The organism is Kitasatospora sp. NPDC001119 (assembly GCF_053598475.1).
The window spans coordinates 1-23,094 of the sequence record NZ_JBSFKI010000026.1; the positions used below are offsets into that span (position 1 = coordinate 1).

Genomic DNA, 23,094 nt, shown 5'->3' on the forward strand with positions numbered 1-23,094 from the left:
TCCGCTCCGTTTTCCGGAGTTTCATTCATCGGATTCACTTTCCGCTTTGCCGCCCCGGTCTCCCGCGGCGACTCCGGAACTGTACGGGCACCGGCACGTCACATGCAAATCGCCCCTGCCCGGGCTCCCGGGCAGGGGCGATCAGTGCCGATCAGGGCCGGCCGAAGCCGGCCCGAGCCGGGTCAGCGAACCTCGGTGATCTCCGGGCCGCGCGCGAACGGGTCGAGCGCGGTACCGCCGAAGCGGTTCTCGCCCTCACCGGCGGCGGCGGTCGCCCCGCCACCGTCGGCGACCATCTGGGCGTCCTCGGGAAGCTTCAGGACGATCGGGTCGCGGGGAGCCATCGGGGACTCGCCGCGCACGACGACCGTCTGCCGGAAGACCTGCTCCAGGATCCCGGCCATCTCCGGCTGCACGGCGGCCTGGCCCGAGATCACGCCGCGCAGGAACCAGCGCGGACCGTCGCAGCCGACGAACCGCACCAGCTGCACGCCCTGAGTGCCGTCCGGCAGCTGCACGGGGACCCGGGCGCGGAGGTGCCAGCCGAGCGGGCCCTCCTCCTCCTCGATGAGGCCGCCCTGCGAGGTGATGCCGTTGGCGATCTCCTCCCGGACCTCCCCCCAGATGCCCTCCGACTTCGGGGCCGCGAAGGCCTGGAGCTGGATGGCGCTGTTTCCGAGCACAAGGGTTGCCGCCACGATCGCGTCACCGGCGACCTCGACGCGCAGCTCCATGCCCTCGACGCCGGGGACCAGCAGACCCCCGAGGTCGACGCGCCCCTCCTCGGGGTTCTCCAGCTCGGAGTGGTCCCACGGACCGTCCGGCCGGGGGGCCGGCGGCAGGCCGACCCTGTCGGCCGGGTCCAGCTCGGTCACGTTCTCGCTCTCGGCGGAACCTTCGACGTCATCGGCCGTCTCGTCGGCGCTGATGGCGTCGTCGGCGAGCTGCTCGACAGCGTCCTCGCTCTTCTGGCGACGACGGAACACGGTCACTGCCCTTCCCGGTCCAAGACCGATGCGAATGCCTGCTCGGCTTCCTGCGAGGCCGCGGGCATGCTAGACCGCGGCATGGCCGCCGGTCGACCCGAACCCGCCCTCGGCGCGTGCCGACCCAGGCAGCTCCTCCACCTCGTGGAAACGGGCCTTCTCGACCTGCTGGATCACCAGCTGGGCGATTCGGTCCCCTCGGCGGAAGCTGACCCCCTCGCGCGGGTCCAGATTGACGACGATCACCTTGATCTCTCCACGGTACCCGGCATCGACCGTCCCCGGGGCGTTCACGAGGGCAACACCGCAACGAGCTGCCAGGCCCGACCGGGGGTGGACGAAGGCCGCGTAGCCGTCCGGCAGGGCGATGGCGATGCCGGTGGGCAGCATGACCCGCTCGCCGGGGGCCAGCTCCGCGTCGACGGTGGTGCGCAGGTCGGCACCGGCGTCCCCGGGCTGCGCGTAGGCGGGCAGCGGCAGCTCGGGGTCGATGCGCTTGATCAGGACGTCCAGCTGCGGGCGGGGGGTGTCGCTCAAGGGTTCACCTCAAAGGCTCGTGCGCGCTTCATCAGATCCGGGTCGTCGAGGACCTTCTCGATGTCCTCGGGACGACCGTGCGTGGTGAAGTGTTCCAGCTTTACCTGGATGAAGAGGGCCTGGGACCGGACGGCGACCGGCCCGTCCGGTCCGCCGATCCGCGCCTCGGCGGCGCTGTAGATCTTGCGGCCGTGCACGCCGGTGATCCAGGCGCGCAGGTGCAGCACCGAGTCGACGGGCACCGGGCTGAGGAAGTCGGTCTCCAGCCGGCCGGTCACGGCGGGGGCGTGCAGCAGCCAGTTGAGCGTGCCGAGGGTCTCGTCCATGGCGGTGGTCAGCAGCCCGCCGTGGGCCAGGCCGGGGCCGCCCTGGTGGGCGTCGCGGACGGCGAACTCGGCGGTGACGTCGAGTCCCTCGCCGGCGACCGCGTCGATCCGCAGGCCGCCGGGGTGCTGCGGGCCGCAGCCGAAGCAGTGCTCGTAGTGGGAGCCGAGCCGGGTGCCGGGGGCGGGCGCCTGGGGGTGGCGCTCCGGCAGGACGGCGTCCGGCGGCGGGGTGGTCGGGGACGGCGGTATGGCGGGCGCCGGCCGGTCGGTGGGGGTGCTGGGGGCTGTCGTACCGGTCACGGGGCCCCAGCCTACCCAGGGGTAGCGGGCCTCCGGTGGGGGTGGCGTCCCGGGCCGGACGTCAGGGCGACCACAATGGAGGCATGTACGACGAACGCCTCACGGTGCCGCGCTCCTGGTGGCTGCTCCCGATCGCGCTGGGCCTCACGTTCGCGCTGATCCTGATCCGGGTCAGCGGTCCGGCCGCGCTGATCGGACTGGTGGTCGGCATCGCCGCCGGCGCGGTCGCGATCAGCAGCTACGGCTCGGCCCGCATCCGCGTGGTCCAGGGCTCCCTGGTGGCCGGCCCGGCCCGGATCCCGGTGGACGCGCTCGGCGACGCGCAGGCGCTGAGCCCCGCCGAGGCGGCGGCCTGGCGCGGCCGGAAGGCCGATCCGCGCGCCTTCATGCTGCTGCGCAGCTACGTCCCGACGGCGCTGCGGGTCGAGGTGACCGATCCGACCGACCCGACGCCGTACCTCTACCTGTCGACCCGCTCGCCGATGAAGCTGGCGGAGGCGCTGGAGGACGCCCGGCGCGGCGCCCGCACCTGAGGCGGACCGGGCCGGCCGCGAGGCGGTCGGGCCCGGACACGAGCCGGACGGAAGAGGCCGGACAAACGGAGAGGGACGGTTCCGCTGCTGCGGGACCGTCCCTACGACTTTGTCCTGACCGGTCGACCGGCCGACTCCGTCCTCCCGGGCCCGTCCAGACGGACGATGCCCGGACCTGCCGTCCGGCCCCGCTGCCCGGGGCCGGAAGGAGCGGTGTACCGGTCCCGCGGGCGCAGCCGCGGGCACCGGGTCCTGTCCGCCGCGGTGCTCAGGCGCCGCAGTCCCGGCAGATCGGGTTGCCGTTCTTCTCGCTGTAGAGCTGGCTGCGGTGGTGCACGAGGAAGCAGCTCATGCAGGTGAACTCGTCCGCCTGCTTCGGCAGGACACGGACGGCGAGCTCCTCGTTCGAGAGGTCGGCACCGGGGAGCTCCATGCCCTCGGCGGCGTCGAACTCGTCGACGTCGACAGAGCTGCCGCCCTTGTCGTTCCGCCGAGCCTTGAGCTCCTCGATGCTGTCTTCGTTGAGCTCGTCGTCGGTCTTGCGTGGGGTGTCGTAGTCGGTTGCCATTTTTCGCTCTCCCCCTCCGGGTTGTGCGGTGTGTGCGGTATCTCCAGCGCACGTAACGCATGGGGGGTCGGTCTTGTGCCCGACCCGAGGCGGAGATTTTGCCTTACTTCAAGCCCTGTTACTCAATCGACACTCAGCCCGGGCTCCATCGGGGTGATCCCCAGGGCTGTGGAAGGCCTCACGCTGGGCCATCACCAGCCTTCCGGGGACCCGGTAAACCGACCACGCACAGTGAGCACAATCGGTGTGGATGTCTGGGGAATCCCTTGTCCATCAGGGATGCCGACCGATTCCGCGGACCGACCGGCGACCGGAATCCGGTCACGGACGGCGATCGACACCCCTGATCAGGTGATCACTCTCCGGGGTTGCCCGGAATCGTGGAGCGACACGGTGTGAGCTTGGTCACGTTCAGAATCATCCAGGGCAAACCGCGGGAAATCCACCCACTCCGACCGCTCGGTCCAGCATCTCAGCCGGCGTTCCTCCGGGCCTCCCGGCGTGCCAGCAGGGCGGCCTGGCGCTCCTCGAACTTCCGGGCCTGGCCGTCCAGCCCGTCGAGGAAGACGCCCAGCTCGTTCTGCGCCAGCAGGCCCTCCGGGCCGAGCCCGCCGATCTCCATCACCTTGAGGTGGCGCAGCACCGGCTGGAGCACGTCGTCGTGGTGGATGCGCAGGTTGTACACCCCGCCGAGGGCGATCTGCGCGGCGGCGCGCTCGAAGCCGGGGATGCCGTGGCCGGGCATCCGGAAGTCGGTGACCACGTCGGCGACGGCCCGCATGGCCTGGTCCGGGGCGATCTCCAGGGCGGCCTTCAGCAGGTTCCGGTAGAAGACCATGTGCAGGTTCTCGTCGTTGGCGATCTTCGCCAGCAGCTGCTCGCACAGCGGGTCGCCGGCGTACCTGCCGGTGTTGCGGTGCGCGATGCGGGTGGCGAGCTCCTGGAAGGCCACGTACGCGACGGAGTGCAGCATGCTGTGCGCGTTGTCGGACTCGAAGCCCTCCGACATGTGGCTCATCCGAGCCCGCTCCAGCTCCACCGGGTCGACCGCGCGGGTGGCGAGCAGGTAGTCGCGAATGGCTATTCCGTGCCGGCCCTCCTCGGCCGTCCAGCGGTGCACCCAGGTGCCCCAGGCGCCCTCGCGGCCGAACATGGTCGCGATCTCGTGGTGGTAGCTGGGCAGGTTGTCCTCGGTCAGCAGGTTGACCACCAGCGACACCCGGCCGACCGGGGTCACCTTGGAGTGCTCCAGCGACCAGGCCTCGCCGCCCAGCACGCCGTCGAAGTCGCGGCCCTGGCTCCACGGGACGAACTCGTGCGGCATCCACTCCTTCGCCACGCCCAGGTGGCGGTTGAGCTCCTTCTCGACGACCTCTTCGAGGGCGAGGATCAGCCGCGCGTCGGTCCAGCCGCTCGCGACGAGCGGGGAGCTGCTCTGCACAGGGGCGATGGTCACGGTGGTGCTCCTGAGGGGACGGCACGCGCTGGGACGGGCGCGCTGGACGGGGACACGTCGTGGACCCGTCGGCGGGGCGCCGACGGACTCACCTACGGTTGCGTAGGTTACGACACCGTAAGTTGCTCGGGCCGGAAAAGACAAGCCGCCCCCGCCAGGCCTTATGTCGTCTTGACGGGCCTGGCGGGGGCGGCTGGAAACGGTCGCCCGCGGAAGGGGCGTTCGACCCTTACGGCGAGGGGATGCGGACCCTCATGGTGAGGCCGCCGCCGGCGCGCGGCGTGGCCTCGATGGTGCCGCCGTGGGCGCGCACCACCGAGCGGACGATGGACAGGCCGAGCCCGACCCCCTTGTCGCTGCGGGTGCGGTCGGCGCCCTTGACCCGGCGGAACGGCTCGAAGATGTGCTCCAGCTCGTACCCGGGCACCACCGGGCCGGTGTTGGAGACCACCAGCTCGCCGCCGCCGGGCACCGCGGTGGTGGCCAGCTCGACCCAGCCGCCCGGGGTGTTGTACCGGACGGCGTTCTGCAGCAGGTTGAGCGCGAGCCGCTCCAGCAGCACGCCGTTGCCGGCGGCCATCGCCGGATCGAGCTTCGAACGCAGCTCGACCTCGCGCTTGTCGGCCTCGCCCCGGGTCTGCTCCAGCGCCCGGGTGGCCACCTCGGACAGCTCCACCGGGCGCCGGTCGGTCAGCTCGTTCTCGCTGCGGGCGAGCAGCAGCAGGCCCTCGACGAGCTGCTCGCTGCGCTCGTTGGTGGCCAGCAGGGTCCTCCCCAGCTGCTGGAGGTCGGAGGAGGTCGCCGGGTCGGAGAGCTGGACCTCCAGCAGGGTGCGGTTGATCGCCAGCGGGGTGCGCAGCTCGTGCGAGGCGTTGGCGACGAAGCGGCGCTGGGAGTCGAAGGAGCGGTCCAGCCGGTCCAGCATGCCGTCGAAGGTGTCGGCGAGCTCCTTGAGCTCGTCGTCCGGGCCGTCCAGCTCGATCCGGCGGTGCAGGTCGGAGGAGGCCACGTCGCGGGCGGTGCGGGTGATCCGGCCGAGCGGGCGCAGGACCCGGCCGGCCATCGCGTAGCCCGCGGCGAAGGCGATCACGGCGAGGCAGAGCAGCATGGTCAGCGACTTGCGCAGCAGGGTGTTGAGCGCGGAGTCGGAGCGCGCCAGGAAGTCGGCGGCCTGCAACTGGTTGTAGCTCGTGCTGTTCATCGTGGAGTGGACGCCGTCCGGGCCGGTGACCTGGATGCTGCCGTCGAAGACCAGGTTGCGGGGTGCCAGGTACGAGACGGCGTCCTGGAAGAACACGTACATCAGCAGCAGCAGCACCACGCCGGCCATCAGGAACATCCCGCCGTAGAGCAGGGTGAGGCGCATCCGGATGGTGGGGCGGAAGGGGAACCAGGCGAGCATGCCGTCGCCGGGGACATAGGGCCCGGGGCGGTGGACGCGCGGCGGGGTCAGGGGCTTCGGCGGGACGGCACGCGGGCCGCCGGCGGGCGCGCCGGAGGCCCCGCCGGCCGGGGGCGGGGTGGTCATGATGGTCCTCTCGGGGCGTCCGCCGGGGCGGGCGCTTACGGCGGGGAGTCTCGGGGTGGGCGGACTCCGGTCGTCAGATCCGGTAGCCGGAGCCCGGCACGGTGACGATCACCGGCGGGTCCCCGAGCTTGCGGCGCAGCGTCATCACGGTGACGCGCACGACGTTGGTGAACGGGTCGGTGTGCTCGTCCCAGGCCTTCTCCAGGAGCTGCTCGGCGGAGACGACGGCACCGCCGGCCCGCATCAGCACCTCCAGGACGGCGAACTCCTTGGGGGCGAGCTGGACGGTGCGCCCGTCGCGGATCACCTCGCGCCGGCCGGGGTCGACCGAGATGCCGGCCCGCTCCAGTACCGGGGGCAGCGGGATGGTCGCGCGGCGACCCAGCGCCCTTACCCGGGCGACGAGTTCGCTGAAGGCGAACGGCTTCGGAAGGTAGTCGTCCGCGCCGATCTCCAGGCCCTCGACCCGGTCGCTGATGTCGCCGGAGGCGGTCAGCATGATCACCCGGGTGGCCAGGCCCTGCTCGACCACCTTGCGGCAGACGTCGTCCCCGTGGACCAGCGGAAGATCGCGGTCCAGGACGACGACGTCGTAGTCGTTGACCGCGATGCGCTGGAGCGCGGCCTCCCCGTCGTACACAACGTCGACGGCCATCGCCTCGCGGCGCAGACCGGTCGCGACGGCCTCTGCAAGCAGCTGCTCGTCCTCGACGACGAGAACCCGCACGGTCGTTGTCCCTTCTCCAGGCCGGCCCCGGAAGCGGACGCACGGCTCCGACGGTGCCTCCATCCTGCCTGGTCGGGCGGTAAAGCAGCGATAAGCTGCCCCTCGGGCACGGAACCCGGGTCCGCGGCGGTCACTGTTCGCATCCGCACCACTCCGCTTGGACTGTGACACGGGCAACTTTCTCGCGCCGAAAGGTTTCCCCGCCCTGGGGGCGGGGAGGACAGCTGCACACCCGCGATCTGGCTGACGGCCGATCGCACCCACCCGCCGTGCGTTCATCCGCGCCGGCCCTGGGGCTGGGACATCACCGGGAGCGGCCGAAGGGCCGTCTCCGCACCCGTCCGGACTGCCACCACCTTCCGGCCTGGGTGCTTTCACCGGCTGGACCTTCCCCGGGGCGGAGAGCGCACGACCGTGCACGTCCGACACAGTAAGGGGGCCCGTATGGACGCCTTCAAGGCCGGAATCCTGCAGCGCATAGCCAACGCCGAGCAGGACCTGCACCGCGCGATCGAGGCCGGGGACGAGTTCCTCGCCGAGGTGGAGCAGTCCGAGCTGGACGACCTCCGCCGACTCGCCGCCGAGCACGGCGTGGACACGGTGCTGGAGCGCCACCGCACCGCTGCCTGACCCGTCCGGCACACCGACCCGTCGCCGGACCTCCGGCACCAGCGGCCCTACGGGGGCCGTGCGAAACCCAGGCCCTGGCATCCCCCGTATGTCAGGGCTCTTCGCATGTCCGGGGCCTTCGCACCCGGGCCCGTCGCACGTCCGGGCCGTCCCGCCGCCGGGGTTCCGGCGGCGGGACGGCGGAACCGGTCAGTCCGCCCAGGCGCGCAGCGCGGCCAGCCGCTCCTGCAGCGGCTGGTACACGCCCGGAGCGGCGGCCACGGTCAGCTCGCCGTCCGGCCCGTGCCCGGGCCGGCCGCCGACCAGGGCGCCGGCCTCGGTGGCGATCAGGCAGCCGGCCGCCCGGTCCCAGGGGGCCAGGCCGCGCTCGTAGTAGCCGTCCAGCCGCCCGGCGGCGACGTCGCACAGGTCCACCGCGGCCGCCCCGCCCCGGCGGATGTCCCGCACCTCCGGCATCAGCGCCAGCAGCACCTCGGCCTGCCGGACCCGCACCGGCTGGACGTAGTTGAAGCCGGTGGCGATCAGCGCCTGGCCCCAGGGCGGGGCCGGGCGGGCCGAGAGCGGGCGGCCGTCGAGGCGGGCGCCGCGGCCCAGGACGGCGTGGAACAGCTCGCCGCGGGCCGGCGCGTACACCACGCCGACGACCGCCCGGCCGTCCACCTCGGCGGCCACGCTGACCGCCCAGGAGGGCAGCCCGTAAAGGTAGTTGACCGTTCCGTCGAGCGGGTCCACGACCCAGCGGACCCCGCTGGTGCCCGGCCGCTCGGCGCCCTCCTCGCCCAGGTAGCCGTCCTCGGGGCGGCGGTCGGTGATCAGCTCCAGGACGAGCTTCTCGGAGGCGAGGTCCATCTCGGTGACCACGTCGACCGGGCTGCTCTTGGTACCGGCCACGCCGAGGTCGGCCGGGCGGCCGTCGCGCAGCAGGGCGCCGGCCTGCCGGGCCGCGTCCAGGGCGACCTCCAGCAGGTCGTCGAGGAGGCCGTCGTCGGGCAGGGCGGGGGTGGGCACGGGGGTTCTCCTCCGGGGCGACGGGACGAGCGGGACGGGCAGGACTGGCGGGACGGGTGGAGCGGGCGGGACGGGCGGGACGGGCGGGACGGGCGGGACGGGCGGTCAGCGCTCGGCGACGGCCGGGCGCGGGGCCCGCGGGTTGGGGCAGCAGGCCACCGCGCACACGTCGTGGCTGGGGCCGAGGGCGCCCAGGGCGCAGCGGGTCACCGGCTCGCCGCGCTCGGTGGCGGCGCGCTCTAGGACGAGCTCGCGCACGGCGGCGGTGAACCGGGGGTCGGCGCCGACGGTGGCGGCGCGGGAGACCGGCAGGCCGATCTCCACGGCCTTGGCGACGGCCTCGGTGTCGAGGTCGTACTTGACCTCCATGTGGTCGGAGACGAAGCCGATCGGGACCATCACCACGGCGGGCGCGCCGTCGGCGTGCTGGGCCTCCAGGTGGTCGCAGATGTCGGGTTCCAGCCACGGGATGTGCGGGGCCCCGCTGCGGCTCTGGTAGACCAGCTCCCACGGCCGGTCGGCCACGCCGGTGCGCTCGGCCAGCGCGGCGGCGATCAGCCGGGCCACGTCCAGGTGCTGGGCGACGTACGCGCCGCCGGGCTCGCCGCGGGCCGGGTCGTCCGGGGCGCCGGAGGACTCGGCCATGGAGTGCGGGATGGAGTGGGTGGTGAACGCCAGCCGGGCGCCGGCGCGGACGGCCTCGGGCAGCTCCTCCAGGGCGGCCAGGGCGGCGTCGACCATCGGCTCGACGAAGCCCGGGTGGTTGTAGAAGTGCCGCAGCTTGTCGACCCGCAGGGCGGGCCCGCCCTCCTCGGCGAGCGCGGCCAGCGCGTCGGCCAGGTTCTCCCGGTACTGGCGGCAGCCCGAGTAGCCGGCGTACGCGCTGGTGGCGAGCACGGCGATCCGGCGGTGCCCGTCGGCGGCCAGCTCCCGCAGGGTGTCGACCAGGTAGGGCGCCCAGTTCCGGTTGCCCCAGTAGACCGGGAGGTCCAGCCCGTGCTCGGCGAAGTCCTCGCGCAGCGCGGCGAGCAGCTCGCGGTTCTGCCCGTTGATCGGGCTGACCCCGCCGAACATGAAGTAGTGCTTGCCCACCTCCTTCAGCCGCTCCTTGGGGATGCCGCGGCCGCGGGTGACGTTCTCCAGGAACGGGACGACGTCCTCGGGGCCCTCGGGCCCGCCGAAGGACAGCAGCAGCAAGGCGTCGTACGGGGCGGCGCCGGACGGGGAGGGTTTGCGCGCGTCGGACATGGAACCGATCCTGCCACTGAGGGACCGGGCACCGTCGCCGGGGCCGCGCGAGTGCCCGGAAAATACCGTTTGCCAACGTACGTAAGCTGTGTTTGCCAGCCTTGTTCCTTACTCCCCCGCCCGGAGCTCCCGTGCTGTCCAGCTACCGCCAGATATTCGCCTCCCCCGGCACTCTGGCCTTCTCCACCACCGGCTTCGTCTCCCGACTGCCGATCTCCATGACCGGGATCGGCATCGTGACCATGCTGTCCCAGCTCCGGGGCTCCTACGGGGTCGCCGGCCTGGTCTCGGCCTGCCTCGCGGTCTCCGCCGCGATCCTCGGCCCGCAGGTCTCCCGGCTGGTGGACCGGCACGGCCAGCGCAGGATCATCGTCCCCGCCATGGCGCTCACCATCGTCGCCGTCACCGGCCTGCTGCTCTGCGCCCGGCTGGAGGCCCCGGACTGGACGCTGTTCGTCTTCGCCGCCGGCATGGGCGTGATGCCGAGCACCGGCGCGATGGTCCGCGCCCGCTGGGCCCACCTCTACCGCGAGGACACCGGCAAGCTGCACACCGCCTACTCCTTCGAGGCCGTGGTCGACGAGGTCTGCTTCATCGTCGGCCCGATCCTCTCCATCGGCCTGGCCACCTCCGTCTTCCCCGAGGCCGGCGTGCTGCTCGCCGGGATCTTCCTCGCCGTCGGCGTCCTGCTGTTCGCCGGGCAGCGCTCCACCGAGCCGCCGATCCATCCGGCCGCCCGGCAGGAGGGCGGCTCGGTCATCCTCAACCGCGGCCTCCAGACGCTGATCCTGACCTTCGTCGCCACCGGCGCGATCTTCGGCTCGGTCGAGGTGGTCACCGTCGCCTACGCCGAGGCCCAGGGCCACAAGTCGATCTCCAGCGTGATCCTCGCCCTGTGGGCGCTCGGGTCCTGCCTGGCCGGGGTCGTCTTCGGCACCCTCAAGCTCACCGGCTCGATGGCGGTCCGCTTCCTCGTCGGCGTCCTGTTCATGGCCGTCAGCATGGTGCCGCTGCTGCTGGTCGCCCATGCGGTGCACGGCATCGGCGGGCTGGTCGTGGTCGGAGCCGCGCTGCTGGTCGCCGGCATCGCCATCTCCCCCACCCTGATCACCGCGATGGCCCTGGTCGAGCGGCTCGTCCCGGCCGCCCAGCTGACCGAGGGCATGACCTGGACCACCACCGGCCTGGCCCTCGGCGTCGCGGCCGGCTCCTCGGCCGGCGGCTGGGTGATCGACGCCTCCGGCGCCGCCGCGGGCTACTGGGTGCCGCTGGCCGCCGGCCTGCTCGGAGTGGTCGCCGCCCTCGCCGGCCTCGGCCGGCTGCGCGCCGGCCTGACCGCCGAAGCCGGCGCCGGGACGGCCGCCGAAGGGGCCGGACGGACCGTAGACGCCGAACGGTGAACTGACTAGCCTCGCCCTACCCACGGGGCTACCCATGGGTAGGGCGGCTGCGCCGCCCCGGACCCGCGCCGAACCCGTTCGGCCACGGAGCAGGAGGCAGCGCAATGCCCCAGGCCAGTACCGCGACCCCCACCCGGTGGACCAACTGGGCCGGCAACCAGAGCGCCCGGCCCGCCCGGGCCGCCGCCCCCGGCACCGTGGAGGAGCTGGCCAGGGAGATCCGGCGGGCCGCCGAACAGGGCCGCACCGTCAAGGCCGTCGGATCCGGCCACTCCTTCACCTCGATCGCCTCCGCCGACGACGGCGTCCAGATCCGCCCGCACGCGCTCACCGCCGTCCGCGAGATCGACCGCGAGGCCGGCACCATCACCGTCGAGTCCGGCCTCCCGCTGCACCGGCTCAACCGCGTCCTCGCCGCCGAGGGCCTCTCGCTGACCAACATGGGCGACATCGAGGTCCAGACCGTGGCCGGCGCCACCAGCACCGGCACCCACGGCACCGGCCGCGACTCCGGCTCGCTGGCCGCCCAGATCCGCGCACTGGAGATCGTCCTCGCCGACGGCACCGTCCGGCACTGCTCCCCCACCGAGAACCCCCGGCTCTTCCAGGGCGCCCGGCTCGGCCTCGGCGCCCTCGGCGTGATCACCGCGCTCACCTTCGGCGTCGAACCGGCCTTCCTGCTCACCGCGCACGAGCAGCCGATGGGCTTCGACGAGGTGCTGGAGCGCCTGGACGACCTCACCGCCGTCAACGAGCACTTCGAGTTCTACTGGTTCCCGCACACCGACCGCTGCTCCACCAAGCGCAACAACCGCAGCCAGGGCCCGGCCGCCCCGCTGCCCCGGTTCAAGGAGTGGCTGGAGGACGACTTCCTCTCCAACACCGTCTGGGAGGCGGCCTGCCGGGTCGGCCGGCGCTTCCCCGGCTCGATCCCCTCGATCGCCTCGCTGGCCAGCCGGGCCTGGTCCGAGCGCAGCTTCACCGACACCGCGTACAAGGTGTTCACCAGCCCGCGCAAGGTCCGCTTCGTGGAGATGGAGTACGCGGTGCCGCGCGCGGCCGTCGGCGAGGTGCTGCGCGAGCTGAAGTCCCTGGTCGAGCGCTCCGACTGGAAGGTCGGCTTCCCGGTCGAGGTGCGCTTCGCCCCCGCCGACGACCTCTGGCTCTCCACCGCCTCCGGCCGGGACAGCGCCTACATCGCCGTCCACCTCTACCGGGGCACCGCCGACCAGGGCTACTTCACCGGCGTGGAACAGCTGATGACCGCCCATCAGGGACGGCCGCACTGGGGCAAGCTGCACACCCGCGACGCCGCCTACCTGGCCGGCGTCTACCCGCACTTCGGCGACTTCACCGCACTGCGCGACGAGGTCGACCCGCGGAGGCTGTTCGGCAACGACTACCTGCGCCGGGTGCTGGGCGACTAGGGCGTCGCCGCGTTGTTCCCGTCGGCCGGCGGCGGGGCCACCGGCGCCTTCGCCGGTTCGTTCGCCGGGGCGCTGTTCGGCGCCGTCGGCTGCGGGGTCGCTCCGCCGGTGGGCTTCCCGCCGCCCGCCGACGGGGAGGCGCCGGCCGACGGGGTCGCGCTCGGGCCGGCCGAGGGTGAGCCCGTTCCCGCGCCGGTGCTCGGCGTGTCGACCGGCTCCCGGCTCGGCCGGGTGGTCGACGGGGCGGAGGCGCCACCGGAGGGCGCGTTGTCCTGCCCGTGCTTCCCGTTCCCGCCCGGGGACGGCCGCTCCGGCGGGGCGTCCTGTTGCCGGGAAGGCTTGGGCGCCACCGAGCCGCCGAAGGACGTGCCGTTGCCGGACTCGCCCTTGACCGTCGCCGACACCGGCTGCCCGGTGGCCAGTTCGAACACCACGATCGGCGTCATCGCCAGCACGAAGACCAACCCGGACACCGCCGCGTACGTCTTCCAGCCCCACCGGCGACGCGCCCGGACCACCTGCGGCTCGTTCCACTCCGAGGTGATCACCGGCGGCTGCACCCGCGTCTGCGGCAGCTCGGACTCGACCGGCACCTGGCGCAGGGTGTTGGCGGCCTGGTTCGGCCCCCGGTCCACCGCCTCGCGCAGCTGCTCGCCGGTCCGCTTGAAGATGTGCTGGAACACCGCGCCGCCGGTGGTGGCCCCGATGCTCACCACGGCGGCGCCCAGGATCGTGCCGTACACCCCCAGTTCGGAGGCCAGCAGCGCACCCACCACCGTGGCCAGCGCACTCGCCGCGACCTGAGCCACACTCAGATCGATGCGCCTGCGCTCCTCCTTGGCCTTGCCGCCCTCCTCGGCGGGGCTCCGCTCCGGCATCAACATCCCTCGGTCCCTACGACTGTTCTTCGTACAAGGCTCTCCATCTTGCCCAAAGAAGGACACAAGGGACGAAAATGCGGTTCTCGGCGCCCGGATTGTGTGAAGATGATCACCGTCCGTCCGGCGGTGGTCCGCCATCGGGGGAGCACGCTCTTGAGATTCCCGTGAATCGCGGGAGACTTGAGCGGCGAGCCGCCCCTGTGGATGCCACGAATGGAGTACTGTTCGTAAAGCCCGAGCCTTGGGTCGACTTGTCGACTGCGCCCCCACCGGCAGCTTGACAAGGAGACACGGACCGGGCACGCACGGCGACGCCCGTCCCGGATCGTCGCGTTCACTGCGCGTGCGAGGACGGCCGGGACACCCAGGCGCGACGTCAACCGATGGCGTGGCAAAAAGGCAACCGTGCCACAGCGGCGTGCGCGGGCGTAAGCCCGACACGCCGGGGAACTCAGCAAGGTTGTGGCCAGTCGCGAGTGGGCAGGCCACACTCAGTACGGGAGCAGCGACGCAGGTGACGTCGGCAGGCACCACCCGGGAGGTAACCGTGCCCGAACTGCGGGTTGTGGCCGTCAGCAACGACGGCACACGGCTGGTGCTCAAGGCTGCCGACAGCACGGAGTACACCCTTCCCATCGACGAACGGCTGCGCGCCGCCATCCGTGGCGACCGGCCGCGCCTCGGCCAGATCGAGATCGAGGTCGAGAGCCACCTCCGCCCCCGGGACATCCAGGCGCGGATACGAGCCGGTGCCTCCGCGGAGGAGGTCGCCCAGGCCGCCGGGATCTCCGTCGACCGCGTCCGCCGCTTCGAGGGCCCGGTGCTCGCCGAGCGCGCCTTCATGGCCGAGCGCGCCCGCAAGACCGCCATCCGCCGCAACGGCGAGTCCCCCGGCCCGCAGCTCGGCGAGGCCGTCGCCGAGCGGCTCGCGCTGCGCGGCGCCGAGAAGGAGACCGAGCGCTGGGACTCCTGGCGGCGCGACGACGGCACCTGGGAGGTCATCCTCTCCTACCGGGCCGACGGCGAGGGCCGCAGTGCCTCCTGGACGTACGACCCGCCCCGGCGCCTGGTCCAGCCCAACGACGACGAGGCCCGCGCGCTGATCGGCGAGAACGTCGAGCGCGAGGAGGAGTCGGTCTTCCCGTTCATCCCGCGGATCGCCCGGCTCCCCCAGGACCGGCCGCCCCGCCCGATGATCGACCGGCCCTCGGCCGACCGCATCATGTCGTCCCGCGAGGTCCGCGAGTCGCGGGAGGCCACCGCCGACGCCCGGGACTCGCTGACCAGCCTGCTCGACGTGGTCCCCGCCTTCCGCGGCGACCTCGCCGTCGGCGCCCCCGCCCCGATCGAGCCGGTGCCCGCCGAGGTCGCCGAGGAGACCGAGGAGTCGGCCGCTGCGGCCGCCGCCCCGGCGGTCGGCGCGGGCTCGGCCTACGCCGACATCCTGATGCCGCGCGCCGTCGCCCCGCACCGCGAGCGCCTGGTCGGCACCACCGACCGGCAGGCCGAGGCGGACGGCGTCCGGCCCGGTCGCCGGGCCACCGTGCCCAGCTGGGACGAGATCGTCTTCGGCAGCCGGCGCAAGAAGCAGGAGTAACGACGCCGAAGGGGCGGGAGGCCCGGCCTCCCGCCCCTTCGGCATGCCCGGGGAATCAGCCCGGCTGGTCGGTGACCGCCACCGGACGCGCCCCGTCGCTCGACCACTCGCTCCACGAGCCCGGGTACAGCGCGGCCGGCAGGCCCGCCACCTCCAGCGCCAGGACCTGGTGCGCCGCCGTCACGCCCGAACCGCAGTACACCGCCGTCTCCCGCTCCCCCGCGCCCAGCCCACGGAACCGGGCGGCCAGCTCGGCGGATGGCCGGAACCGGCCGTCCGGGCCCACGTTGTCGGCCGTCGGCGCCGAGACCGCGCCCGGGATGTGCCCGGCCCGCGGGTCCACCGGCTCGGTCTCGCCCCGGTAGCGCTCCCCGGACCGGGCGTCCAGTAGCAGGCCGCGGCGGGCCCAGACCGCGGCGCCGTCCCCGTCCACCGTCGGCAGCTGCCCCGGCACCGGCTTGAAGTCGCCCTCGCCGGGCTCCGGCAGCTCGGCCGTCACCGACAGCCCGGCCGCCTGCCAGGCCGCGAAGCCGCCGTCCAGCACCCGGACGTCCCGGTGCCCGGCCCAGCGCAGCAGCCACCAGGCCCGGGCCGCCGCCATCGAGGCCGCGCCGTCGTACACCACGACCGGGCGCCCCGCGCTCACCCCGAAGCGGCGCATCGCCGCGCCGAACTCCTCCGGGTCCGGCAGCGGGTGGCGCCCGCCCCGGCCGGGGGCGCCGGGCGGGGCCGCCAGGTCCCGGTCCAGCTCCACGAAGTGGGCGCCGGGCAGGTGGCCGGCCCGGTACTCCTCGGCCGCGGTCGGGCCGCCCGGCGCGGCACCGACCAGCTGGTAGCGCACGTCCAGCAGCACCGGCGGCAGCGCGGAGGCCAGCGCCTCCCGCAGCCCGGCCGCGGAGATCAGCGGGGAACCGTCGTTGTAGGTGGTGGTCATGGCGGCCATTGTCGCGCAGCGCCGCCCCGGCGGCGGGTGATCGGGATTCCCGCCGCCCCCGGACCCGACGGAATCCGACGCGAATCCGGCGGGAATCCGCGGGACACGCCCGACCCGTCGCTCTTTGTGGGGTCTTTGCCGGACTTTCCGCGCGGCCCGAGGGTTGGGCGCCCGCCAGGGTGGAAGCATCACCCTCGCGCGCGAGGATTTCCGTGCGCCAACCACCCACGAGGAGGCCCGCATTGCCCGCGGTGGAACTCCGACTGGCCCAGGGCACGCCCTGCTGGGTCAGCCTGCTGACCGACGACCTGCCCGGCGCCCGCGCCTTCTACGGCGCCCTGCTCGGCTGGACGTACACGCCCGGGCCCGGCCAGCTCGGCGACTACGTCCGGGCCGAGCTCGACGGGGCACCGGTGGCCGGCCTCGGCGTCTCCACCGCCACCGGCTTCCCGGTGCAGTGGACCACCTACTTCGCCGTGGACGACGCCGACCGCACCGCCCAACTGGTCCGCGAGTGCGGCGGAACCGTCGCCGTCGGGCCGCTCCAGGCCGAGCGCGCCGGGCGGATGGCCATCGCCGCCGACGTCTCCGGCGCGGTCTTCGGCCTCTGGCAGGGCGAGGAGCACCTCGGCCGGGAGGCCGGCCGCGAACCGGGCGCCCCGGCCTGGGCCGAACTGCTCACCCCCGACGCGGAGGGCGCCGCCGGCTTCTACTCCACCGTCCTCGACCGCCCGGTCCGCTCCGGCCCGGAGGAGACCGCGCTGCTGGTGGACGGCCGGCCGGTCGCCGGCATCCGGCACCGCGCCGAGCTGCGCGGCCACCCGCCGCGCTGGCGCACCCACTTCGTGGTCCGCGACGCCGAACTGACCGCCCGGCACACCCTCGGACTCGGCGGCCGGGTCCTGGTCGAACCGCACGACACCGCCCGCGGCCGCGCCGCCCGGCTGGCCGACCCGCAGGGCGGGCACTTCTCCGTCCTGGAGGTGCTTCCCTAGGGCCCCGGCTCTCAGGCCTGCTGCTCCTCGAAGGGCAGCACGTCCGGGGAGAGCACCGAGGCGTGCGCCGTCGCGGCGGTCAGCCGGCGGCGGTGGTGGCGGCGGCACAGCACCTCGTAGCCGACCTCGTCCCGGTCCACCGAGATGTCGCCGACCACCACCTGGGCGCCCTCGACCACCATCACCCCGCCGACCGTCCGGGCGTTGTGGGTGGCCCGCGCACCGCACCAGCAGAGCGCCTCGACCTGGAGCACCTCCACCCGGTCGGCCAGCTCGATCAGCCGCTGCGAGCCCGGGAACAGCCGGGTGCGGAAGTCGGTGGTGATCCCGAAGGTGTAGACGTCGATGTCCAGTTCGTCCACCACCCGGGCCAGCTGGTCGACCTGCTCGGCGGCGAAGAACTGGGCCTCGTCGCAGATCAGGTAGTCCACCCGGCCGCCGGCCGACAGCCGGTGCACCACGTGCGCGTGGAAGTCGAAGTCGTCCGTCACCTCGACCGCGTCGGCGCGCAGGCCCAGCCGGCTGGAGATCGTCGCCGCGCCCGCCCGGTCGTTGCGGGTGAGGATCACGCCCTGCCGGCCGCGCGCCGTGTGGTTGTGGTCCATCTGCAGCGCCAGCGTCGACTTGCCGCAGTCCATCGTGCCCGAGAAGAACACCAGTTCAGCCATGGGTGGAGCAAGGGCCTTTCACATCAAGGGAATTCGGGCGCAGAAGAGTCGATCGAGCGGCTCAGCCGCGGACTTCGAGCAGCGGCACGAACTGCTCGACCGGGGTCATCGAACCGTGCAGACCGATCATCGCGGACTCGCCGGGCTCGTTGCGGGAGGCGGTGATCGCGATGTCGTCGCGCGCCGCGGCGACCACGTCGCCGATCCGCGCGTACACCCGCTCGTCCACGGCCGGACCGAACCAGCCCGCCGCGATCGCCTGGTCCCGGGTGGCCACCCACATCCGGTCGCCCAGCACCTCGCTCCAGACCGCGTGCACGTCGGCCGCGGCCCCCGGCACCGCGTACACGTGCCGGGCCCGGCCCTCGCCGCCGAGCAGGGCGACGCCGGCGCCCAGCTCCCAGTCCTCGTCGAAGTCGATCCGGTCCTCCGGGGCGATGTCGATCATGCCGTGGTCGGCCGTCACGTACATCGCCGAACGCGGCGGCAGCTGCGCGGCCAGCCGGCGGGCCAGCCGGTCCACCGCGTCCAGCGTCATCCGCCACTCGTCCGAGTCCACGCCGAAGCGGTGGCCCGCGCCGTCCAGCTCGCTGACATAGGTGTACACCAGCGCCCGGTCGTGCTCGGCCAGCCAGGAGGCCGCCAGGTCCATCCGCTCCTCGCCCGTGGTGCGGCCGAGGAAGGTGCCGCCGGACAGCGCCACCCTGGTCAGCGGGGTCTGGGCGAACAGCGGGGAGGAGACCTGCGCGGTCGCCACCCCGGCCTGGTGGGTGCGCTCGAAGACCGTCGGGTACGGCTGCCAGGCGTGCGGCTCGGTCGGCGGCTGCCAGCGCAGCTGGTTCATCAGGTAGCCGGCGCCCGGCACCGCCACCGTGTACCCGGCCAGGCCGTGCAGGCCCGGCGGCGTACCGGTGCCGACCGAGGCCAGCGAGGTCGCCGTGGTGGACGGGAAGCCCGCGGTCAGCGGACGGCCGCTGCCCCCCATCGAGCTCCCGGCCAGCGAGGACAGGAACGGCGCGTACTCGGGGTGGCGCAGCAGCAGCTCCCAGCCCAGGCCGTCCACCAGGAACACCACCACCCGGTCCGCCGGGGCGATCGGGAGCGTCGCGGTGAACCCGGGGACGCCCAGCCCCGCCGCCACCGAGGGCAGCAGGTCGCACAGCGAACCACTGCCGTACGGGGGCGCGGGGGCCGTGGCCGGGTCAAGGATCTCGAAGGCGTCGTAGCCGTCGGCAGGAACGAAGGACATGGAACCGGATTCGTAGCGGTGCGGTCGGTCGGAAGCGGCGGAACTCAGACCCGCGGGCCGGTGCTGATCGTCGCGTCGGACAGCGCCCGGGCGAACACCAGCGCCTGGGACACCGTCTCCGGGCCGTCGCCGGCCTCGCTCACCCGCAGGGAGAGGTCGTCGGCCGTGGCCGAGCCGGTGTAGCCGTGGTCGGCCTCGCAGTTCGGGTCCGAACAGCCGGCCGGCTCCAGGTCCAGGCGCTGCACCGCGCCCCAGCCGATCGTCAGCACCACCTCGCGCGGCAGGGTGCCCGGGGTGTACGTCTCCGGGTTCGCCACCATCCGGCTCACCACCACCGAACCGATCCGGTCCAGCCGGACGCTCTCCGTCGAGGTCGTCGCGAACGGCACCGCCGGGCTGCCCTCGGCCCCGGACTGCTCGTCCGTGTGGCTCACCACGAACCGGGTCGGGGTGAGGACCAGCACCGTGACGTGCCGGCGCACCTCGTTGGCGTCGAAGGTCGTCTCCTGGTGCACCAGGTAGGAGCTGATCGGCTCCGGGCCCACCGCGGACTCGACCGCCTCGGACACCAGGGCCGGGTAGTAGCCGCTGCGCTCGATAGCCGAGCGCAGGTCCTGAGTGGTGGTGGTACCGGTCTTCGCCATATCTCCATCCTGGCATGGTCCGCCGACGAAGCGGGCGGCACGGCGCCGAGCTTCGGACAACAGCGCCCGGGCAGGGCGCAACCAAGGAAGGTTACAGCGTGCTCATCGCGCGCGGGCCCAGATCGCTGCGGACCGGCAGCGGCGCCACCCGCACCCGCGCCCCCAGGATCGCCAGTCCGTGCGGGGCCACGACCACCGGTTCGAGATCCACCGAGGCGATCTCCGGCACGTCGTCCACCAGCTGCGACACCCGCAGCAGCAGTTCCTCCAGCGCGTCGGTGTCCACCGACTCGGCGCCGCGCCAGCCGAACAGCAGCGGCGCCGCCCGCACCTCCCGGATCAGCCCGGCGACGTCCTGGTCGGTGGCCGGAACCAGTCGGTGCGCGGTGTCGCCCAGCAGTTCGGCCGGGGCGCCGGCCAGGCCGAAGGAGAGGATCGCGCCGACCGCCGGGTCCACCGTGGCGGCGATCACGGTGTCCACGCCGCGCGGCGCCATCCGCTGGACCACCAGCTCGGCCTGCGCGGCGCCGCCGAGCAGCGCGTCCAGCTCGCGGTGGGCGCGGCGCAGGCCCGCCTCGTCGGTCAGGTCCAGCCGGACGCTGCCCAGGTCGGGGCGGTGGCGCAGGTGCGGGGCGGTCGCCTTGAGGGCCACCGGGTAGCCGAGCGCCGCGGCGGCCGCGACGGCGGCCTCCTCGTCCGGGGCCGGCCGCACCGGCGAGACGTCGATCCCGTAGCGGGCCAGCAGCTCCTGCGCCTCGGCCTCGGACAGGGTGATCCGGGCGCCGCCGGGCTGGGTGCGTGCGGCGACGGCGGCCCGGGTGCTCAGCGCCGCCTCCACCAGCCGGCGGGCGCCGGGCTCGTCGATCCGGTCCAGCTCGGGGACGCGCGCCGTCTCCTCCGCCGCGGCCGTGCGGCGGCGCCACTGCGCGTAGTGCACGGCGTGGGCGAGGGCGTGCACGGCCCGCTCGGGCGCCGCGTACGCGGGGATGCCGCCGGGGCGCAGCCGGACCGGCAGGTCGGTCAGCGCCAGGTGGGTGAGCAGCAGCGGCTTGCCCAGCTCCCGGGCGCGGCCACCGGCTTCGAGCAGCGCGGCGGCGATCTCCGGGTCGTCCGAGCCCATCGCGGGGTCGTCCTCGCCGGTCAGCCGGCCGCCCATGAAGGCGTGGGCGGAGGTGCCGATCGGCGGGATGGCGACGGCGATCACCGCGTCCACGGCCGGATCGGCGAGCGCGACGTCCAGGGCGATCCGGAAGTTCTCGCCGGTCGCGGCGGTGGTGAGGTCGACGGGCGTGCACGGGCGCAGGCCGGCGCTCAGCAGGGCGTCGTAGGTGAGCAGGCCGAGCGAGTCGGAGTTGCCGACCACCGCGACCCGGTTCCCCGGCGGCAGCGGCTGCTGGGCCAGCAGCTCGCCGGTGTCGTACAGCTCGGTGATGGTCGACACCCGGATGACGCCCGCCTGCTCGAACAGCGCGTCCACGGTGGCGTCGCGCAGGCCGGTGGCGGTGGCGGGGACGGCGTGGCCGGGCGGCAGGCTGCCGGTGTGCCGGGCGCCCTTGACCACCACGACCGGCTTGACGGCGGCCAGCCGGCGGGCGATCCGGGTGAACTTGCGCGGGTTGCCGAAGGACTCCAGGTACAGCAGCACCACCTGGGTGGCCTCGTCCTCGGCCCAGTACTGGAGGAAGTCGTTGCCGGAGACGTCGGAACGGTTGCCGACCGACGCGAAGGAGGAGACGCCGAGGCCGCGCTTGTGGGAGGCCTCCAGCAGGGCCACGCCGATCGCGCCGGACTGGCAGAAGATCCCGAAGCCGCCGCGGCCGGGCAGGCGCGGGGCGAGCGAGGCGTTCAGCGGGCGCTCGGGATCGGTGTTGATCAGGCCGAAGGCGTTCGGGCCGATCACCCGCATGCCGGCCGCGCGGGCCTGGCGGACCAGCGCGCGCTGCCGGTCCCGGCCCTCCGGACCGGTCTCCGCGTAGCCGGCGGTGACCACCACCAGGCCCTGCACCCCGTGGGCGCCGCACTCGGCGACGGCGGCCGGGACGGCGCCCTCGGGGACGGCGATCACCGCGAGGTCCACCGGCCCGGGAATGTCCAGAATCGAACGGTGGACCGGGACGCCGTCCAGCTCGGTGCCGGGCGCGGCGTTGCGGTTCACCGCGTACACCGGGCGGTCGGCCGGGGCGTCGTCCCCCAGCAGGTCGCGCAGGATGGCCCGGCCGACGGTCTGCGGGGTGCGGGAGACCCCGATCACCGCCACCGAGCGCGGGGTGAGCAGGCGCTGCACCGAGCGCGCCTCGGCGCGGTGCTCGCGGGCGCGCATCACGGCGAGCGAGCGGTCGGTCTGCTCCAGGTCGAACTCCAGGTGCACCACGCCGTCGGCGAAGCTGCGGTGCTGGGTGTAGCCGGCGTCGGTGAAGACCTTCACCATCTTCCGGTTCTCCGGCAGCACTTCGGCCTGGAAGCGGCGGATGCCGCGCTCCTGCGCGACCGCCGCGATGTGCTCCAGCAGGGCGGAGGCCACGCCGCGGCCCTGGTGGGCGTCCTGCACCAGGAAGGCCACCTCGGCATCGGTGCCGGTCTCGGAGGGGCGGCCCTCGGCGTCGATCCGGTCGTACCGGACGGTGGCGATGAAGCGGTCGCGGACCACCACCGCGAGGCCCACCCGGTTCACGAAGTCGTGGTGGGTGAAGCGGCGGACGTCCTTGTCGGAGAGCCGCGGATAGGGGGCGAAGAACCGGAAGTACTTGGACTGGTCCGACACCTGCCCGTAGAACTCCACGAGCCGTCCGGCGTCGTCGGGGGTGATCGGCCGGATCCGGGCCGTACCTCCGTCACGCAGCAGGATGTCCGCTTCCCAGTGCTGCGGATAGTCGGGTTGCGCGGGGTTCGCCACCGCGGGGTCTTCCACATTCGTCAGGTTATCCGGCGGCGAGCCGAATGGCGCCGGGCGCGTGCTCACGGCAGGGTGGACAGGGCCGTCGACCGGGGTTTATGCCCCGAAAAGAAACAATCACAAGTCCTGAACGCTGCGGTTCCCAGGGGCCGCCTGCGTGCAACACTGGTCTAGACAACATGGCCGTTTCCCCCCCGCTCACCGAGCACGGCCGTGACCAGCTTCACCGGAAAGGCACGTCTCATGGCTGAGCGCCGCGTCACCATCGGTTGGGCCGAGGGCCTGCACGCCCGTCCCGCCTCCGTCTTCGTCCGGGCCGTCACGGCCACCGGCGTGCCGATCACCATCGCCAAGCCGGGCGGCAACCCGGTCAACGCCGCCTCCATGCTCGGCCTCCTCGGCCTGGGCGCCCAGGGCGGCGACGAGGTCATCCTCGCCTCCGACGCCGAGAACGCCGACGACGCGCTCGACCGCCTCGCCAAGCTCGTCTCCGAGGGCCTCGACGAGCTCCCCGCCGCGGCCTGAGCCTCGCAGCACGCACCCGATCGGGGTGCCGCCG

21 protein-coding genes and 1 pseudogene are annotated in these 23,094 nt (G+C 73.6%); 7 read left to right on the top strand and 15 right to left on the bottom strand.

All coding sequences use genetic code 11. The features are described 5' to 3' along the window. Positions 1 to 182: 182 nt before the first annotated feature. The 3 genes and pseudogenes from ACWDD9_RS28785 to ACWDD9_RS28795 all read right to left on the bottom strand — a co-directional run bounded on the left by ACWDD9_RS28785 (position 183) and on the right by ACWDD9_RS28795 (position 2,098). On the bottom strand, positions 183 to 986 hold the full coding sequence (locus tag ACWDD9_RS28785) for a DUF3710 domain-containing protein (protein WP_049657098.1): 804 nt from the start codon (positions 984 to 986) through the stop codon (positions 183 to 185). Positions 987 to 988: 2 nt separating this feature from the next. Further along, positions 989 to 1,523: pseudogene (gene dut / locus ACWDD9_RS28790) on the bottom strand (dUTP diphosphatase). After that, positions 1,520 to 2,098, bottom strand: coding sequence for a PaaI family thioesterase (locus tag ACWDD9_RS28795; protein ID WP_049657100.1), 579 nt, complete (start codon positions 2,096 to 2,098; stop codon positions 1,520 to 1,522). The pseudogene dut and the gene ACWDD9_RS28795 overlap by 4 nt, the downstream one beginning before the upstream one ends. 134 nt (positions 2,099 to 2,232) lie before the next feature. On the opposite strand from ACWDD9_RS28795, the gene ACWDD9_RS28800 reads away from it, so the two are divergent. Beyond that, a complete protein-coding gene (locus tag ACWDD9_RS28800; RefSeq protein WP_049657093.1) occupies positions 2,233 to 2,682 on the top strand; it encodes a DUF3093 domain-containing protein in 450 nt (149 codons plus the stop codon). Positions 2,683 to 2,950: 268 nt separating this feature from the next. Here ACWDD9_RS28800 and ACWDD9_RS28805 read toward each other — a convergent pair whose 3' ends face one another. The 4 genes from ACWDD9_RS28805 to ACWDD9_RS28820 all read right to left on the bottom strand — a co-directional run bounded on the left by ACWDD9_RS28805 (position 2,951) and on the right by ACWDD9_RS28820 (position 6,961). Then, positions 2,951 to 3,250: a DUF4193 domain-containing protein gene (locus ACWDD9_RS28805; RefSeq protein WP_030285479.1), complete on the bottom strand. Its 300-nt coding sequence runs from the start codon at positions 3,248 to 3,250 to the stop codon at positions 2,951 to 2,953. Between the two features lie 472 nt (positions 3,251 to 3,722). Continuing rightward, positions 3,723 to 4,706 (bottom strand): acyl-ACP desaturase, encoded by a 984-nt coding sequence (locus ACWDD9_RS28810; protein ID WP_049657095.1) that lies wholly within the window; start codon positions 4,704 to 4,706, stop codon positions 3,723 to 3,725. Positions 4,707 to 4,935: 229 nt separating this feature from the next. Beyond that, positions 4,936 to 6,234 carry a sensor histidine kinase gene (locus ACWDD9_RS28815; protein ID WP_074005649.1) on the bottom strand — a complete coding sequence of 433 codons (1,299 nt, stop codon included), beginning with the start codon at positions 6,232 to 6,234 and terminating at the stop codon, positions 4,936 to 4,938. Positions 6,235 to 6,307: 73 nt separating this feature from the next. Then, the gene (locus tag ACWDD9_RS28820; RefSeq protein ID WP_049657097.1) at positions 6,308 to 6,961 is read right to left on the bottom strand and encodes a response regulator transcription factor; all 654 of its coding nucleotides are present in this window, start codon (positions 6,959 to 6,961) and stop codon (positions 6,308 to 6,310) included. Positions 6,962 to 7,405: 444 nt separating this feature from the next. Between ACWDD9_RS28820 and ACWDD9_RS28825 the strand changes: the two genes are divergently transcribed. After that, complete coding sequence (locus ACWDD9_RS28825) at positions 7,406 to 7,591, top strand: hypothetical protein (RefSeq protein WP_030057688.1); 186 nt, start codon at positions 7,406 to 7,408, stop codon at positions 7,589 to 7,591. 189 nt (positions 7,592 to 7,780) lie between these two features. Here ACWDD9_RS28825 and ACWDD9_RS28830 read toward each other — a convergent pair whose 3' ends face one another. Beyond that, positions 7,781 to 8,599, bottom strand: a complete 819-nt coding sequence (locus tag ACWDD9_RS28830) for an inositol monophosphatase family protein (RefSeq protein WP_079272792.1) — start codon at positions 8,597 to 8,599, stop codon at positions 7,781 to 7,783. Between the two features lie 105 nt (positions 8,600 to 8,704). Continuing rightward, entirely contained in the window at positions 8,705 to 9,847 is a 1,143-nt protein-coding gene (locus ACWDD9_RS28835; protein WP_449813173.1) for a ferrochelatase, read from the bottom strand. A gap of 131 nt (positions 9,848 to 9,978) precedes the next feature. On the opposite strand from ACWDD9_RS28835, the gene ACWDD9_RS28840 reads away from it, so the two are divergent. After that, positions 9,979 to 11,247, top strand: a complete 1,269-nt coding sequence (locus ACWDD9_RS28840; RefSeq protein ID WP_449813174.1) for an MFS transporter — start codon at positions 9,979 to 9,981, stop codon at positions 11,245 to 11,247. Between the two features lie 104 nt (positions 11,248 to 11,351). Then, positions 11,352 to 12,674 carry a D-arabinono-1,4-lactone oxidase gene (locus ACWDD9_RS28845; RefSeq protein ID WP_449813175.1) on the top strand — a complete coding sequence of 441 codons (1,323 nt, stop codon included), beginning with the start codon at positions 11,352 to 11,354 and terminating at the stop codon, positions 12,672 to 12,674. Here the strand turns inward: ACWDD9_RS28845 and ACWDD9_RS28850 are convergent. Further along, on the bottom strand, positions 12,671 to 13,552 hold the full coding sequence (locus ACWDD9_RS28850; RefSeq protein ID WP_449813176.1) for a hypothetical protein: 882 nt from the start codon (positions 13,550 to 13,552) through the stop codon (positions 12,671 to 12,673). The two genes, ACWDD9_RS28845 and ACWDD9_RS28850, sit on opposite strands and share 4 nt — an antisense overlap. Positions 13,553 to 14,069: 517 nt before the next feature. On the opposite strand from ACWDD9_RS28850, the gene sepH reads away from it, so the two are divergent. Beyond that, the gene (gene sepH, locus ACWDD9_RS28855) at positions 14,070 to 15,152 is read left to right on the top strand and encodes a septation protein SepH (RefSeq protein WP_074005654.1); all 1,083 of its coding nucleotides are present in this window, start codon (positions 14,070 to 14,072) and stop codon (positions 15,150 to 15,152) included. A gap of 55 nt (positions 15,153 to 15,207) precedes the next feature. On the opposite strand, the gene ACWDD9_RS28860 is transcribed toward sepH, so the two are convergent. Further along, entirely contained in the window at positions 15,208 to 16,086 is an 879-nt protein-coding gene (locus ACWDD9_RS28860) for a sulfurtransferase (protein ID WP_449813177.1), read from the bottom strand. Between the two features lie 251 nt (positions 16,087 to 16,337). Between ACWDD9_RS28860 and ACWDD9_RS28865 the strand changes: the two genes are divergently transcribed. Then, positions 16,338 to 17,081: a VOC family protein gene (locus tag ACWDD9_RS28865; protein ID WP_310593192.1), complete on the top strand. Its 744-nt coding sequence runs from the start codon at positions 16,338 to 16,340 to the stop codon at positions 17,079 to 17,081. An 11-nt stretch (positions 17,082 to 17,092) separates the two neighbouring features. Here the strand turns inward: ACWDD9_RS28865 and ACWDD9_RS28870 are convergent, their stop codons facing one another. From ACWDD9_RS28870 to ACWDD9_RS28885, 4 genes are all read right to left on the bottom strand, one after another. Continuing rightward, positions 17,093 to 17,749, bottom strand: a complete 657-nt coding sequence (locus ACWDD9_RS28870) for a thymidine kinase (protein WP_049653322.1) — start codon at positions 17,747 to 17,749, stop codon at positions 17,093 to 17,095. 61 nt (positions 17,750 to 17,810) lie between these two features. Beyond that, positions 17,811 to 18,998, bottom strand: coding sequence for an alkaline phosphatase family protein (locus ACWDD9_RS28875; protein ID WP_049653320.1), 1,188 nt, complete (start codon positions 18,996 to 18,998; stop codon positions 17,811 to 17,813). 44 nt (positions 18,999 to 19,042) lie between these two features. Then, entirely contained in the window at positions 19,043 to 19,642 is a 600-nt protein-coding gene (locus tag ACWDD9_RS28880; RefSeq protein ID WP_049653318.1) for a DUF5998 family protein, read from the bottom strand. Positions 19,643 to 19,733: 91 nt separating this feature from the next. After that, entirely contained in the window at positions 19,734 to 22,550 is a 2,817-nt protein-coding gene (locus ACWDD9_RS28885) for a bifunctional acetate--CoA ligase family protein/GNAT family N-acetyltransferase (RefSeq protein WP_449813178.1), read from the bottom strand. Positions 22,551 to 22,778: 228 nt separating this feature from the next. On the opposite strand from ACWDD9_RS28885, the gene ACWDD9_RS28890 reads away from it, so the two are divergent. Next, entirely contained in the window at positions 22,779 to 23,060 is a 282-nt protein-coding gene (locus tag ACWDD9_RS28890; protein WP_049653316.1) for an HPr family phosphocarrier protein, read from the top strand. The last annotated feature ends 34 nt before the right edge of the window (positions 23,061 to 23,094 follow it).

Bases quoted from the DNA above. Each gene is read 5' to 3' on its own strand.
- ACWDD9_RS28800 (WP_049657093.1), top strand. From the start codon at position 2,233: ATGTACGACGAACGCCTCACGGTGCCGCGCTCCTGGTGGCTGCTCCCG.
- ACWDD9_RS28805 (WP_030285479.1), bottom strand. From the start codon at position 3,250: ATGGCAACCGACTACGACACCCCACGCAAGACCGACGACGAGCTCAAC.
- ACWDD9_RS28815 (WP_074005649.1), bottom strand. From the start codon at position 6,234: ATGACCACCCCGCCCCCGGCCGGCGGGGCCTCCGGCGCGCCCGCCGGC.
- ACWDD9_RS28825 (WP_030057688.1), top strand. From the start codon at position 7,406: ATGGACGCCTTCAAGGCCGGAATCCTGCAGCGCATAGCCAACGCCGAG.
- ACWDD9_RS28835 (WP_449813173.1), bottom strand. From the start codon at position 9,847: ATGTCCGACGCGCGCAAACCCTCCCCGTCCGGCGCCGCCCCGTACGAC.
- ACWDD9_RS28845 (WP_449813175.1), top strand. From the start codon at position 11,352: ATGCCCCAGGCCAGTACCGCGACCCCCACCCGGTGGACCAACTGGGCC.
- ACWDD9_RS28850 (WP_449813176.1), bottom strand. From the start codon at position 13,552: ATGCCGGAGCGGAGCCCCGCCGAGGAGGGCGGCAAGGCCAAGGAGGAG.
- ACWDD9_RS28860 (WP_449813177.1), bottom strand. From the start codon at position 16,086: ATGACCACCACCTACAACGACGGTTCCCCGCTGATCTCCGCGGCCGGG.
- ACWDD9_RS28870 (WP_049653322.1), bottom strand. From the start codon at position 17,749: ATGGCTGAACTGGTGTTCTTCTCGGGCACGATGGACTGCGGCAAGTCG.
- ACWDD9_RS28875 (WP_049653320.1), bottom strand. From the start codon at position 18,998: ATGTCCTTCGTTCCTGCCGACGGCTACGACGCCTTCGAGATCCTTGAC.
- ACWDD9_RS28880 (WP_049653318.1), bottom strand. From the start codon at position 19,642: ATGGCGAAGACCGGTACCACCACCACTCAGGACCTGCGCTCGGCTATC.
- ACWDD9_RS28890 (WP_049653316.1), top strand. From the start codon at position 22,779: ATGGCTGAGCGCCGCGTCACCATCGGTTGGGCCGAGGGCCTGCACGCC.